Origin of the sequence: Jatrophihabitans sp. (assembly GCF_036388195.1) — a bacterium.
Taxonomy (GTDB): Bacteria; Actinomycetota; Actinomycetes; order Mycobacteriales; family Jatrophihabitantaceae; genus Jatrophihabitans_A.
The window spans coordinates 1-13,149 of sequence record NZ_DASVSG010000101.1; the positions used below are offsets into that span (position 1 = coordinate 1).

A 13,149-nucleotide genomic window follows, 5' to 3' on the forward strand; every position below is an offset into this window, starting at 1 on the left:
GCGGCTCACGTTTTCTTCGCCAGAACGCCATGCGGCGATGATGTCCCTGGTTCATCAATGACGCCAGAGTTCTGGATCGGGCACTGCCCCGTCACCGGCGACAACCAGCGAATCACCGATCCGATCAACTCGCCCTTCCCATCTGGGGCGGTCGGCTCGTGCTGTCAGACCCTGAGGACGGGTGGGCCGCCGACGGCTTCGATGGGCTCGAAATCGTCGTCCTGCGTAATCACGGCGAGATTGTTGGCCGCTGCGATGGCCGCGATCCAGAGGTCATTCACCTTGGCTCGCCTGCCTTCCTCGGCCAGTCTGACTCTGAGCGTGGCCCATTGCGTTGCGGCAGCTGTATCAACCGGCAACGGCTCGAGCGCGGCCACCGACTCCAGGGTCGCCAGCCGCACGGCACGAGTCCGGGTGTCCCTGGCGGCTAGCACCCCGGCGTGCAGCTCGGCGATCGTGATTACGCTGATGAACGCCTCGTCCGGCAACGAGGCAGTGTCGAGAAGGCGCCCGGACTCGTTCGCGATCAGGACAGACGTATCCAGCAGTCCCCGCGTCAGCGTCACGTGAGGGAGCCCAGGTCGTCAGTGGTGTCGCCGGCGAGAGCTGCAAGATCGTCCCTCAACCCGGGGTCTGCCTGGCGCCGGGCCAGAAGGGTGACGAGCTCCCGCCTGGGCATCGAGGGCCGGCGGGCTGCTGTCACCGGGCCCAGCTCGGCAACGGGGGTTCCGTTCACGGTGATCGTCACCCGATCCCCATCGGCAACCTTGCGCAGTATCTCAGCGGTGTGATTGCGCAGATCTCGGGACGCCACGACGGTCATGTGTGCAATCGTAGCACTCTTGCCACAGCACTCGGTATGCCTGCCATTCCCAGCCCGCGAGTATCGAGACCATCGTGGGCCGCTCAGCTCTGCACCACCGCCGGCGCTAGAGCGGCACACAGTGCGCGGATGATGGAGCCATGCCCTTCGACGCCGTCGCGCCCCCGCTGCGTGGCCCAGCCCTGTCGGCGCAGCACTGGGACAATCTGACGTTCCTGCACTGGCCGGTCGATCCGGCCCGCATCGCCCGGTTCTTTCCGCCCGGGGTCCGCCCTGACGTGTTCGACGGCGTCAGCTACGTCGGGCTGGTCCCGTTCCAGATGCGCGGCGCCGGCCCGGGGCGGCTGCCGGTCCGCTACTTCGGCAGCTTCGCCGAGACCAACGTCCGCCTCTACTCGGTCGACGACCAGGATCGGCACGGCATCGTCTTCCTGACCTTGGAGGCCTCGCGGCTGGCCACCGTCCTGCTCGCGCGCGCCGGCCTGGGCCTGCCCTACACCTGGTCGGCGATGACCGTGGCCCGCACCGGCGACACGGTCCGCTATGCCAGCCGGCGACGATGGCCGGACCGGACGAGCGGCGCGACCGCGGCAGTACGCGTCCGGCTCGGCAACGAGGTCGAGCCCACTCCCACCGAGACCTGGCTGACCTCCCGCTGGGGGCTGCACACCCGGGTCGCGCGGCGCACGATCTGGGTGCCCAATGAGCACGGGCCGTGGCCGCTGCACGAGGCCGAGCTTCTCGACCTCGACAGCACGCTCGTCGCCGCGTGCGGGATAGACATCACCGGCGCCGAGCTGCTCCGCCCGCTGTGGTCGCCCGGCGTGTCCACGACCTTCGGCTTGCCGGCACGGGTCTAGGCGCGCATAAGCCACCCACCCTGGACGAGCACGCCGGGCACCGCGCCCCGCGTATCCGCCACCGCACACCGCCGACTCAGCGCGGCGGGGCGGAATAGCTAACAGGGGCGCAGTCAAATAGAACTCCCGGTAATTATATCGGGGACCGCCATGGCGGCTTCTTCATACCTGCCCGGTTTCGGCGATGTCCTTTACCCGGCCGCCCTGCCCTCGATAATGTTCGTCCCAGACCCGGCCCGCAATTCTGCGCAGGAATTGCGGCGAAAGCATGTCTGCACATTGTGCGCAACCAGCCGCAAGCAACCCCCACAAGTCAGTGCCCCTTTACCCCCAAGTGAGGAACGTGACATGGACCCATTCCACATCGACATTCCGCAGGAAGCGCTGGACGATCTGCGCCGCCGGCTCGACGCCACCCGCTGGCCCGTCGACCAGGGCGGGGACGACTGGAGCCGGGGCGTCCCCCAGGGCTATCTGCGGGAGCTGGTGGACTACTGGCGCACCAGCTACGACTGGCGCGCCGCCGAGGCCCGGCTCAACGAGTTCCCGCAGTTCACCGCCGAGGTCGCCGGAACCAACGTGCACTTCCTGCACGTGCGCTCTCCCGAGCCCGACGCCATTCCGATGATCATCACGCACGGCTGGCCCGGATCGTTCACCGAATACCTCGACATCATCTCCCCGCTCACCGACCCGCGCTCGCACGGTGGCGATCCGGCCACGGCCTACCACCTGGTCATCCCGAGCATCCCCGGCTTCGGCTTCTCCGGTCCTCCCAGCCAGCCCGGCTGGCACATGCCTCGGGTCGCGGCCGCCTGGGGCGAGCTGATGGCGACGCTGGGCTACGACAGGTATGTCGTGCAGGGCGGGGACTTCGGCGCCTGGATCAGCCTGATCCTTGCCGGCATGGACTCCGAGCACGTTCTCGGCGCCCACGTGAACTTCCTGCCGACGATCCCGTCGAGTGACCCGGCGGACATGGCGGGGCTCACCGCGGTCGAGCTGAACCGGCTGGACATGCTGATGAAGTTCATGGACGAGCAGTCCGGCTACATGCGGATCCAGGCGACCCGGCCGCACACCCTGGCCTACGCGCTGAACGACTCGCCGGTCGGCCAGCTCGCCTGGGTCGTGGAGAAGCTGTACGAGTGGAGCGCCGCGGCCAAGGTTCCCGAGGAGGCGATCGACCGGGACCGGATCCTCACCAATGTGATGCTCTACTGGCTCACCGGAACCGGCGCCTCGTCCGCGCACTTCTACTACGACAACGCCGAGCTGCTGCCGATCTCGAAGACCCCACCACCCCAGCCGCCGCCGCTGCCGGTGCCGCTGGGGGTGGCCATGTTCCCGCACGACCCGGGCCAGGCGATCCGGCGCTTCGCCGATCGCGCCTTCCCCAACATCGTGCAATGGAGCGAGTTCGACCGCGGCGGCCACTTCCCGGGACTGGAGCAGCCCGAGTTGCTGATCGGGGATCTGCGGTCCTTCAACCGGGTGCTGCGCGGCTGAACGCCCGTGCTCGGCCCCTGCAGCCATGGTTCGATGTGCCATTCCGCTGCTGCTGACTGCGCAAACGGCGAGATCGACTGCACAGCGCCTAAGCAATGGTCAAGGCGCCCTGGAATAATCGCTGAAGACAGGGCCTGACAATTCGATTCAGCTCGCAGAAGCCCACGACGGGCCGGGATAGAGGACATCGACGGCGAGGCCGCTGAAGAAACAGCGGCCTCGCCGGAACCGTCCCCACGGTCGAGCTAGACCTGCGCCTTGTACCGATCGTGATGGCGCAGCCACGGCCGGCCGGGCGCGTCCTGCCGGCCCAGCGGCGTCAGGTCCAGGTAGTTGTAGGCGCCCTGGAGCAGCTCCATGTTGTCCCCGTACGCCGAGTACGTGTGCAGGACGTCCTCGCCGTCGCGCAGGAAGACGCTGACACCGCCCTGCTCGCCCTGGGTGTAGAAGGGCTCGCCGTCGCGTTCCAGGGTGGCCTTGTCGCGGAAGTCGTACTCGACCGGGGCGACGGCCTCGTCCAGGGTCACGTGGAAGTCGTAGTTGAAGGAGCTGCCGTAGGAGGAGTACCAGGGCAGCGTCCAGCCCATCCGCTGCTGGAACGGCACGAGCTTCTCCCGCGGCGCGCGGGAGACCAGGGCGATCGTGGTGTCGCGGGAGTGCAGGTGGGCCGGGTGCGGCATGCTGTCGGTGAGGAACGAACAGTGTTTGCAACCCTGGTTCCACGCGGGGTCGAACATGAAGTGGTAGATGATCAGCTGGCGGCGTCCCTCGAACAGGTCCACCAGCCGGGCCTGGCCGTTCGGTCCCTCGAAGACGTAGTCCTTCTCGACCCGGACGGCGGGCAGCGCCCGGCGCGCCTCGGAGACGGCGTCACGCGCCTGGAACAGCTCGGCCTCCTGCTCGCGCAGTTGCCGGCGAGCGGCCAGCCATTGCTCTGATGAGACGACTTGCGGGTTCATGCACACACTCCTTGCCCGGCGGCCCCCTGGTGGGCGCCTCTATCCAGTAGTCGGAGCTGGGAACCGTTTTCCGACAGGGCAGTCTAGGCAAGACGGCCCGGCCGCTCCCGCGGGTGTGGGATCGGCCGGACCGGGCAAAGCGCGGGCAGTTAGACGAAGAAGGTGTTGGGCTCCAGGCCGCACAGGATCCGGCCGTACAGCTCGAGGTTGTTGGCGGGCAGGTTCAGCGCGTGCAGGTTGATGGCCTGCACGTCCCGGTGGATGCGTTGGATCGGCACCGAGCTGTAGTTGGACGACCCGCCGCTGGCCAACGCGAGCGTGGTGACGGCCTCATAGACGAGCTGGCAGATCCGGCCGACCGAGACCCGGGCGTACGCGCGCTCGCGCATCGTCCACGGCTGTCCGCTGACCCCCTTCGCGTCGACCAGCGCCGCGATCCGGCGGGCGTGGTACTCGGCCTCGTCGGTCTTCAGCGACGCCTCGGCGACCTGGAGGTGGGTGATCGGCGCCTCCGACTGGCTGGTGTAGCTGGTGTTGGTGATCGCCCGGCCGGGCAGCCGGTCGAAGAACGCCTCCTCAGCGGCGCGGGCCAGCCCCACGATCTTGCCGACGGTGGCCGCGGAGATGGGGCCGACCATCGGGCCGCGATAGACCGGGTTGTCGGCGTTGAGCTTGGAGGCGTACTGCTCCTGCAGCATGGCGGCGACGGGCAGGTAGCGCCCGGCGGGGATGAACACGTCCTCGGCGATGGTGGTGACGCTGCCGGTGCCGCGCAGCCCGGCGACGTCCCAGTCGTCCACCAGCGTCAGGTCGGCGATCGGCGCCACGGCCATGATCGGCTCGGCGCCGCCGTCGGCGGTGGGCATGATGGCCGAGAGCAGCTTCCACTGGCTGTGCGCGGCGCCGCTGTTAAAGTTCCAGCTGCCGGAGACGACGATCCCGCCGTCCTTGGGTGTCGCGGCGCCGGTCGGGGCCAGCGTGCCGCAGATCCGCACGTCGGGGTCGGCGAAGATCTCGTCCTGGACCTCGTCGGGAAAGTGCGCGACGTTGCCGGTCATGATCCACCAGGCGGCCACGTTGAACGCGGCAGATCCGTCGCCGCGACCGAGCTCGATGCCGACGTCGACCATGGTGGTCCCGTCACATTCGTAGCCGCCGTACCGGGCCGGCACCCGCATCCGGAAGATCCCGGCGTCGGTCATCGCCTGCACGGTCTCGTCGGCGAGCCGCCGGTTGCGCTCGGACCGCAGGGCATTCTCGCGCAGCACCGGCACCAGGTCGGCCGCCCTTCGCAACAGCCCGGCCCGGCCCGATTCTCCGATGATGGTCACGGACCCCTCCTTCGACGGCGGCGCTGGAATCGCGCGATCCCCACGATGTCAGCGAGCGGCCGGGCCGTGCATCTTCGCCGGTGCGATCATTGGCCGGTCCTACCCCGGGGCAGCCGCTGGGCGCGGGCCTCCAGATAGCGCCGCTCGGGAAGGCTGGTCGCGCGCCGGCCGGCGCCCTCGTAGGCGTCGTAGGCGGCGTCGAGCTCGCCGGCCATCTCCAGCAGGTGGGCGCGGACGGCATGGAGCCGATGGCCATTGGCCATCCGCTCGTCGGCGTCCAGGGTGGCGAGCAGGTCGAGCCCGGCCTGCGGGCCGCGCACCATGGCCAGCGCGATCGCCTGGTTGAGGCGCACCACCGGGTTGGGCCAGGCCTGGTCGAGCAGCTGGTAGAGCACCAGGATCTGCGGCCAGTCGGTGTCCTCGGCACGCTCGGCCTCGTCATGGACCGCCGCGATCGCCGCCTGCAACTGGTACGGCCCGAGCACCGCCTCGGCCAGCGTCCGGCTGATCAGCTCGCGCCCTTCGTCGATCTGGGCGCGGTTCCACAGCGACCGGTCCTGCTCGCCGAGCGGTATCAGCATCCCGTCCGGGCCGGTGCGGGCCGGCCGGCGCGCCTCGGTCAGCAGCATCAGCGCGAGCAGGCCGGCCACCTCGCCATCGGCCGGCAGCAGCCGGTGCAGCTCCCGGGTGAGCCGGATCGCCTCTGCGGTGAGGCTCGCGCGCTGCAGCTCCGGGCCCGAGGTGGCCGTGTAGCCCTCGTTGAAGATCAGGTAGAGCACGTGCAGGACGATCCGCAGCCGCTCGTGCAGGTTCGGCGGCATCGTGAAGGTCGCGCCGGTGGTCTTGAGCCGTTGTTTGGCACGGCTGATGCGCTGGCCCATGGTCGCCTCGCTGACCAGGAACGCCCGCGCGATCTGCTCGGTGGTCAACCCGCCGACCGCGCGCAGCGTCAGCGCCATCTGCGACGACGGGGTCAGGTCGGGATGGCAGCACAGCAGCAGCAGGGTGAGGGTGTCGTCGTCCTCGGCCCGCTGCTCGCCGGGCGCGGGGGAGAGCAGCTCGTCGGTGGGCGTGAGCGCTGCGACGACCGCCTCGCGCTGGTGGCGGGCTGCCTCGCTGCGGCGGGCGTCGATCAGGCGGCGGGTCCCGACGGTGATCAGCCAGGCGGACGGGTTGTCGGGGATGCCCTGCTCAGGCCACTGCAGCGCGGCAGCGATCAGCGCCTCCTGGACGGCATCCTCGCACGCGTCGAGCGAGCCGTACCGGCGGACGAGGGCACCCAGGACCCCGGGTGTCAACGACCGCAGCAGATCCTCCAACGATCACAGCTCCATCTCGGAGAGGTCCACCACCGGCCGGATCTCGACCGCGCCGGTGCGGGCATCGGGAAAGCGGGCCGCGATCTCGGCCGCGCGCTCGGGTGTCGCGCAGTCGATGAGGAAGAAGCCGGCCATCTGCTCCTTGGCGTCGCCGAACGGCCCGTCCGTCGCCGCGGGCACCCCGTCGCGGAACCGGATGGTCCGGCTCTGGGCCGGATCGCCCAGCGCCTGCGAGGAGACCAGCTCCCGGGACTCGGCGATCTCGGTCAGCAGCGCGCGGAACTCCTCGAGCTGGGCGGCGCGCTCGTCCGGGGCCAGCTGCTCGCGCTGGTGCAGGAACGTCGGGTGTGCCCAGGTCGCCGGGTTGCTGTAGATCATGATCAGGTACTTCACTGCTCGTCCTCAGCATCCTGGCGCGGTGTGCCACGCGGTCCCACGGCCAGAACACTACGCGGGGCGCCGATCCCGACGCCGACCGTGCCCGTGCCCGGTCCGGCTGCCGTCGCCGGTGTCGCGGGCGGCCCGGATGAGCTCCTCGATGTCGGCCCCGGTGAGCCCGGGCAGGAACGAGACCAGCCTGCTGAGCGGCGTCGCGGCCGGCATCGGCGGCAGGCCGCCGTCGGCCAGGCCCAGCGCGCCGGCGTGTCCGGCCGCGGCGAGGGCGGCGCGCAGCCGGTCTCCCTCCGGCGCGGTGAGCCATTCGCCGAGCGTCGAGTCAGCGGTGAGGCCGGGCCGCTCCGCGTCGCCGTCCAGCTCCACCCGTTCGCAGAGCCGCAGATCGCGCGAGGACGCGCCGATCTGGATGTCGGCGGCACCCGGGTCGACCGTCCAGCAGGACCGGCCCGGGGACCAGTAGGCGAAGGCGCGCTCGTCCAGGGTCAGGGTGACCGTGGTGGAGGCGCCGGGCGCGAGGGTGACCTTGGCGAAGGCCTTGAGCTCGTGGACCGGCCGGTCCAGGCCGGGATCGATCGGGTGGACGTAGACCTGGGCGATCTCGGCTCCGGCGCGCTCCCCGGTGTTGGTGACCGTGAAGGTGACCGCGACGGTGTTCGGGCCGGTCCGCCGGCACCGCAGCCCGGAGTAGCCGAAGCTGGTGTAGCTCAGCCCGTGCCCGAACGGGTAGGCCACCGGCACGTCCAGGGTGTCGTAGTAGCGGTAGCCGACATAGATCCCCTCGCCGTAGCGCACGTGCCCGTCGCCGCCGGGAAAGTGCAGGTAGGACGGGGCGTCGCGCAGGCTCACCGGCAGGGACTCGGCGAGCTTCCCCGATGGATTGGCCACCCCGAACAGCAGGTCGGCGATCGCGGAGCCACCTGCCTGCCCGAGCAGCCAGCCCTCCAGGATCGCGGCGACCCGGTGCTGCCAGGGCGCCAGCGTGATCGGGGAGCCGTTGGACAGCACCACCACGATCTCCTCGTGGGCCTCGGCCAGGGCGTCGAGCAGGGCCAGCTGGTCGGCGGGCAGGTCCAATCCGGTGCGGTCCAGGCCCTCGCTCTCGGCGTGCTCGGGCAGCCCCAGGAAGACCACCACGGTCTGCGCCCGGCCGGCCAGGGCCACCGCCTCGGTGACCAGCCGCGGGTCCGGCCGGCCGTCGAGGGTGAAGCCGGGAGCGAAGGCGACGCGACCGGGGGCCAGCGCCTCGATGGCGCTCAGGGCGTCGTCCACCCGGGTCGCCAGCACGTGTGAGCTGCCGCCGCCCTGGTAGCGCGGGCTGCGCGCGAACTCGCCGACGACGGCGATCGAGCCGGCATCGGGGGCCAGCGGCAACACGTCGTCGTCGTTCTTGAGCAGCACGGCCGATTCCAGCGCCGCCCGGCGCGCCAGCCCATGGTGGGCGTCGAGGTCGGCCGGAACGCTGGGAGGGGCCGAGGCGACCAGGGCCAGCACCCGGGCGGCCGCGGCGTCGAGGACGGATTCGGCGAGCTCGCCGCGGGCCACGGCCGCGGCCAGCTCGGCATCGCCGCCGGCGCGCGGTGGCATCTCCAGGTCCAGGCCCGCCGACAGCGCCGCCACCCGATCGACGACGGCGCCCCAGTCGCTGACCACCAGGCCTCCGAACCCCCACTCGCCGCGCAGCACGTCGGTGAGCAGCCAGCGGTGCTGGCTGCAGTACACGCCATTGACCTTGTTGTAGGCGGCCATCACGGTGGCCGGCTGCTCGGTGGTGACGATGTGCTCGAACGCGGGCAGGTAGAGCTCGCGCAGGGTGCGCTCGTCGACGTCGGCGCTCACCCGCATCCGGTCGCTCTCCTGGTTGTTGACGGCGAAGTGCTTGACCGAGGCGCCGACGCCGGTGGACTGCAGCCCGCGCACGAACGCCGCGCCGGCCCGTCCGGCCAGCACCGGGTCCTCGGAGTAGTACTCGAAGTTGCGGCCGCCGAGCGGGGACCGCTTGATGTTCACGCCCGGCCCGAGCACCACCGAGACCCCCTCGGCGGCGGCCTCCCGGCCGATCGCCCGGCCGACCTGCTCGATCAGCGCGGTGTTCCAGCTGGAGCCCAGGCCGGTCGCGGGCGGAAAGCAGGTCGCGGGCGTGCTGACGCTCAGCGCCAGCGCGTCGCCGCCGGTGGCGGTCTGCTTGCGCAGGCCGTGCGGGCCGTCGGCGACCATCACGGCGGCGATGCCGGCGGCCGGGACGGCCTGGGTGTGCCAGGCGTCGCCCCCGGAGGTCAGCGAGGCCTTCTCGGCCAGGGTCAAGCCGTGCACACCGGCGTCCGAGCGCTCGGTCACATCTCCATGCCCGACAGGTCCATCACCGGCCGGATCTCCACGCCGGCATTGCGCGCGTCGGGGAACCGGGCGGCGATCTCGGCGGCGCGTTCGGGGGTCTCGCAGTCGACCAGGAAGAAGCCGGCCATCTGCTCCTTGGCGTCGACGAACGGGCCGTCGGTGGCGGTGGGCACCCCGTCGCGGAACCGGATGGTCCGGCTGGTCACCGGGTCGGCCAGCGCGGCCGAGTCGACCAGCTCACCCGACTCGGCGATCTCCTTCAGCAGCGCGCCGAACTCGTTCAGCTGGGCGGCCCGCTCCTCGGGCGCCAGCGGCTCGCGCTGGTGCAGGAACATCGGGTGCACCCAGGTCGCCGGGTTGCTGTAGATCATGATCAGGTATCGCACGACTCGCCCTCCGCGTCCGGCGCCTGAGCGGCGCCTCTGGAAGGAAGTCGTAGCGCCGGGCCGGATTTCGACGTGTGCCACGGTGACTGTCGCGGCAGAGCACGTTGGGCGATGCGACCCGAGCGGGCCGGCTCCGACGATGGGAGCCTCCACTCGCCCCGTCGCCAGAGGAACGAACGCCATGCGCCAGGACACCGGTCGGCCGAACGCATCGGTCATCATCCCCACCTACAACCGGGCGCCGCTGCTGCGCATGATGCTCGAGCAGCTGACCCGCCAGGACGTGCCGCTGGACAGCTTCGAGGTCATCGTGTCCGATGACGGATCCGCCGACGACACCCGTGCCGTCGTCGAGGAGTTCAGCGGGCGGCTGCGCACGGGGTACCACTTCCAGCCCGATCAGGGCATGCGGGTCGGCCTGGCACGCAACGAGGGCGCCCGGCTGGCCACCGCGCCGGTGCTGATCTTCCTGGACTCCGGATGCATGGTCGGCCCGGATTTCGTCCGGCAGCACCTGGCCGTGCACGCCGACCCGACGCAGCGCCGCGCGGTGATCGGTTATGCCTGGGGCTACAACCCGATGCTGGACCCGGTGCCTGGCCTGGCCGAGGCGCTGGCCGAGCTGCCGCCGGAGCAGGTGCTGGCGCGCTTCGGCGACGACCCGGCGATGCGCGACGTGCGGCATCCGGCGATGGAGGCCTATGACTTCGAGCTTGCCCGGATGCCACTGGCCTGGCGGGCGTTCTTCACCAACAACTGCTCGGTGCGCGCCGAGGAGTACTGGGCGGTCGACGGTTTCGACGAGTCGTTCGAGCTGTGGGGCGCTGAGGATCTCGACCTCGGCCTGCGCCTGGAACGCAACGGCTTGACGCTGTACGTCGCGCGCGATGCCTGGGTCATCGAGTGGCCGCACGAGCGGGTGATGGCCGAGCGCTGGCAGGAGCTGATCGCCAACATGGCCCGCTTCCTGCGCAAGTTCCCCGAGCCCGCGATCGAGCTGGGATGCCTGGTGGCCGAGCAGGGCGAGTACTGGCGCTGGGAGCAGGACTGGCTGGATCTGCAGGCGTGGGCGCGCAAATCCCACGATGTCGAGGTGGCCGACGAGATCGCGGCCGGGTTGCGGCTGGCCGAGCCGGGGGACCGGGTCGCCATCCTCGGCTGCGGCGGGCTGCTGCCACCCGGCGTCGGGCATGCCCAGGTCGCCGACTTCGACCGGGAGCTGCTGGACCGGGCCGTCCAGGGCGGCGCCGACGTCACCGGGCACCACGCGATCGGCGTCCGCACGGTGCTGGCAGACCAGAGCGTGGATCTCGTTCTCGTCACCTCCCGGCTGGCCGGGCTCTGGGAGCGCTGGGGCGACAGCATCCGGTCCGAGGCGCATCGCATCGGAGGCAGGGTCGACGTCTTCGCCGATCACCCGAACGCGCTGTCCTAGCCGCCGTCATTGCCCTAGCCGTAAAGGAGAAACGTGCCAGCACCAGAGGTACTCATCATCGGGTCGGCAGGTTATGTCGGCAGGCACGTGTCCGCCGGCTTCGCCCAGGCCGGCTACCGGGTCGCCGGCCTGGCACGTCCTAGCGGCACGCCGATCAACAGCGCCTACCGGGCGGTGCCCGGCGACCTCGCCGATCCGCCGTCGCTGGTGGCCGCCGCGCGCGGGTTCGACCTGGTGATCCATCTCGGCGCGATCCTGAACGCCGAGCTCGACATCGCCGGGGTGGACGCGCTGATCGAGGCCGGCAGCCCGCTGATCATCACCTCGGGCAGCGACGTGCTCGGAGCCGGGCACGTGGACGAGGACGACGAGCCGCACCCGCACCCGCTGGTTGGCTGGCGCGACGAGGTGGAGCGCCGGGCGCTGGCCGCGGGCCACCGGGTGATCCGGCCGGGCCTGATCTACGGCGCGTTCGGTGGCGTGGTGCAGAACATGATGGTGCCGGTCGCCAGACGCCTCGGCGCGGGCGTCTATGTCGGGGAGCCCGACGTGCGCTGGGGCGCGGTCCATGTGGAGGACCTGCCCCCGCTCTACCTGCTGGTGGCGGACAAGGCCGCTCCCGGCACCGTCTGGAACGCGATCGCCGAGAACGTCCTGGTCGACCGGCTGGCTGCGCTGGTCGGTTGCGGCAAGACCATCTCCTGGCCGCTGGACGAGCCGGTCCCCGAGGAGTACGCCCCGATCGCGGGGCTGTTCCGCCTGCACCAGGTGGTCTCGTCGGAGAAGACCCGCCGCGAGATGGGCTGGTCGCCCCGGCACACCGACGCGGTGGCATCGCTGGCCCGGGAGTTCGCGGTGGCCGGAGTGCCGGTCCGCATGGAGGACCTCACCGGGACGATGACCTGACATGCGCTCCCCGCAACGGGTGCGGAAGGCGCCGCAACGTGAAGGTGAAGCACCGTTCAAGCCATTGCTAGCTTCGAATTCGACGCACATGGGACCGGGTAGACGACAGGTCCGGCCACCATTTCCCTCTCCGGTGCCTGCACCCGGAATTCAAGCAATTACTGGAGGTTCTCGTGAACGGCTTGTCTGAACCCATCGTCATCGACGCCACTGGCCGCGACATCCACGCCGAGGGCGCGCGTATCCGCGCTCAGGGGCCGATCGCCCAGGTGGAGCTGCCCGGCGGGGTCCGGGCATGGTCGGTGGTCGGCTACGAGACGGTCCGCAAGGTGCTGGCCGATCCGCGGTTCGCCAAGGACGCCCGCAAGCACTGGCCCGCCTTCATCAACGGCGACATCGGTCCGGACTTCCCGCTGATCGGCTGGGTGATGATGGAGAACATGACGACCTCCGACGGCGAGGACCACACCCGCCTGCGCAAGCTGGTCGCCAAGACGTTCACGCTGCGGCGGGTGGAGGCGATGCGGCCGCAGATCGAGTCGATCGTCACCAGGCTGCTGGACGACCTGGCCGCCCAGCCGCCGGGCGCGGTGGTGGACCTCAAGACGGCGTACGCGCAGGCGCTGCCCACCCAGGTGATCTGCGACCTGTTCGGCATTCCGGAGGAGTACCGGGCGGACGTGCTGCGCGGCGGCCAGGTCAACGTCGAGACCACCATCAACCACGAGGTGGCGGTGGCCAACGTCGAGCAGTGGCACCAGGCCATCAACGACGTCATCGCGCTGAAGCGCCGCGAGCCGGGCAACGACCTGATCAGCGCCATGATCGCGGCGCAGGAGGAGGACGGCTCCCGGCTCAACGACACCGAGATGGCCGGCACCGTGCACCTGA

At 70.6% G+C, this 13,149-nt stretch carries 12 protein-coding genes and 1 pseudogene; 5 read left to right on the plus strand and 8 right to left on the minus strand.

Annotated elements, in window-relative coordinates; genetic code table 11:
• Positions 1 to 164: 164 nt before the first annotated feature.
• A complete protein-coding gene (locus tag VF612_RS10355) occupies positions 165 to 566 on the minus strand; it encodes a PIN domain-containing protein (RefSeq protein WP_408659772.1) in 402 nt (133 codons plus the stop codon).
• Entirely contained in the window at positions 563 to 823 is a 261-nt protein-coding gene (locus VF612_RS10360) for a type II toxin-antitoxin system Phd/YefM family antitoxin (RefSeq protein ID WP_408659773.1), read from the minus strand. Before VF612_RS10360 ends, VF612_RS10355 begins: the two co-directional genes overlap by 4 nt.
• Before the next feature lie 140 nt (positions 824 to 963).
• On the opposite strand from VF612_RS10360, the gene VF612_RS10365 reads away from it, so the two are divergent.
• On the plus strand, positions 964 to 1,683 hold the full coding sequence (locus tag VF612_RS10365) for a YqjF family protein (protein WP_408659774.1): 720 nt from the start codon (positions 964 to 966) through the stop codon (positions 1,681 to 1,683).
• A gap of 348 nt (positions 1,684 to 2,031) precedes the next feature.
• The gene (locus VF612_RS10370; protein ID WP_408659775.1) at positions 2,032 to 3,192 is read left to right on the plus strand and encodes an epoxide hydrolase family protein; all 1,161 of its coding nucleotides are present in this window, start codon (positions 2,032 to 2,034) and stop codon (positions 3,190 to 3,192) included.
• Between the two features lie 245 nt (positions 3,193 to 3,437).
• On the opposite strand, the gene VF612_RS10375 is transcribed toward VF612_RS10370, so the two are convergent.
• The 6 genes from VF612_RS10375 to VF612_RS10400 form a co-directional block, all read right to left on the minus strand.
• Positions 3,438 to 4,151, minus strand: coding sequence for a DUF899 domain-containing protein (locus tag VF612_RS10375; RefSeq protein WP_408659776.1), 714 nt, complete (start codon positions 4,149 to 4,151; stop codon positions 3,438 to 3,440).
• Positions 4,152 to 4,300: 149 nt separating this feature from the next.
• Positions 4,301 to 5,482 carry an acyl-CoA dehydrogenase family protein gene (locus VF612_RS10380; protein ID WP_408659777.1) on the minus strand — a complete coding sequence of 394 codons (1,182 nt, stop codon included), beginning with the start codon at positions 5,480 to 5,482 and terminating at the stop codon, positions 4,301 to 4,303.
• An 86-nt stretch (positions 5,483 to 5,568) separates the two neighbouring features.
• Positions 5,569 to 6,801, minus strand: coding sequence for an RNA polymerase sigma factor (locus VF612_RS10385; protein ID WP_408659778.1), 1,233 nt, complete (start codon positions 6,799 to 6,801; stop codon positions 5,569 to 5,571).
• A gap of 3 nt (positions 6,802 to 6,804) precedes the next feature.
• The gene (locus VF612_RS10390; protein WP_408659779.1) at positions 6,805 to 7,194 is read right to left on the minus strand and encodes a YciI family protein; all 390 of its coding nucleotides are present in this window, start codon (positions 7,192 to 7,194) and stop codon (positions 6,805 to 6,807) included.
• A 54-nt stretch (positions 7,195 to 7,248) separates the two neighbouring features.
• Positions 7,249 to 9,531: a glycoside hydrolase family 3 C-terminal domain-containing protein gene (locus tag VF612_RS10395; RefSeq protein WP_408659780.1), complete on the minus strand. Its 2,283-nt coding sequence runs from the start codon at positions 9,529 to 9,531 to the stop codon at positions 7,249 to 7,251.
• Positions 9,528 to 9,917 (minus strand): YciI family protein, encoded by a 390-nt coding sequence (locus tag VF612_RS10400; RefSeq protein WP_408659781.1) that lies wholly within the window; start codon positions 9,915 to 9,917, stop codon positions 9,528 to 9,530. Before VF612_RS10400 ends, VF612_RS10395 begins: the two co-directional genes overlap by 4 nt.
• A gap of 181 nt (positions 9,918 to 10,098) precedes the next feature.
• Here VF612_RS10400 and VF612_RS10405 point away from each other — a divergent pair, with 181 nt between their 5' ends.
• The 3 genes and pseudogenes from VF612_RS10405 to VF612_RS10415 form a co-directional block, all read left to right on the plus strand.
• The gene (locus tag VF612_RS10405) at positions 10,099 to 11,352 is read left to right on the plus strand and encodes a glycosyltransferase (protein WP_408659782.1); all 1,254 of its coding nucleotides are present in this window, start codon (positions 10,099 to 10,101) and stop codon (positions 11,350 to 11,352) included.
• 33 nt (positions 11,353 to 11,385) lie between these two features.
• Positions 11,386 to 12,258 (plus strand): NAD-dependent epimerase/dehydratase family protein, encoded by an 873-nt coding sequence (locus VF612_RS10410; RefSeq protein WP_408659783.1) that lies wholly within the window; start codon positions 11,386 to 11,388, stop codon positions 12,256 to 12,258.
• Positions 12,259 to 12,440: 182 nt separating this feature from the next.
• Positions 12,441 to 13,149: pseudogene (locus tag VF612_RS10415) on the plus strand (cytochrome P450); the annotation flags it as partial.

Excerpts from the sequence above, each read along its gene's own strand:
- VF612_RS10375 (WP_408659776.1), bottom strand. The coding sequence starts at position 4,151 with ATGAACCCGCAAGTCGTCTCATCAGAGCAATGGCTGGCCGCTCGCCGG.
- VF612_RS10360 (WP_408659773.1), bottom strand. The coding sequence starts at position 823 with ATGACCGTCGTGGCGTCCCGAGATCTGCGCAATCACACCGCTGAGATA.
- VF612_RS10405 (WP_408659782.1), top strand. The coding sequence starts at position 10,099 with ATGCGCCAGGACACCGGTCGGCCGAACGCATCGGTCATCATCCCCACC.
- VF612_RS10365 (WP_408659774.1), top strand. The coding sequence starts at position 964 with ATGCCCTTCGACGCCGTCGCGCCCCCGCTGCGTGGCCCAGCCCTGTCG.
- VF612_RS10370 (WP_408659775.1), top strand. The coding sequence starts at position 2,032 with ATGGACCCATTCCACATCGACATTCCGCAGGAAGCGCTGGACGATCTG.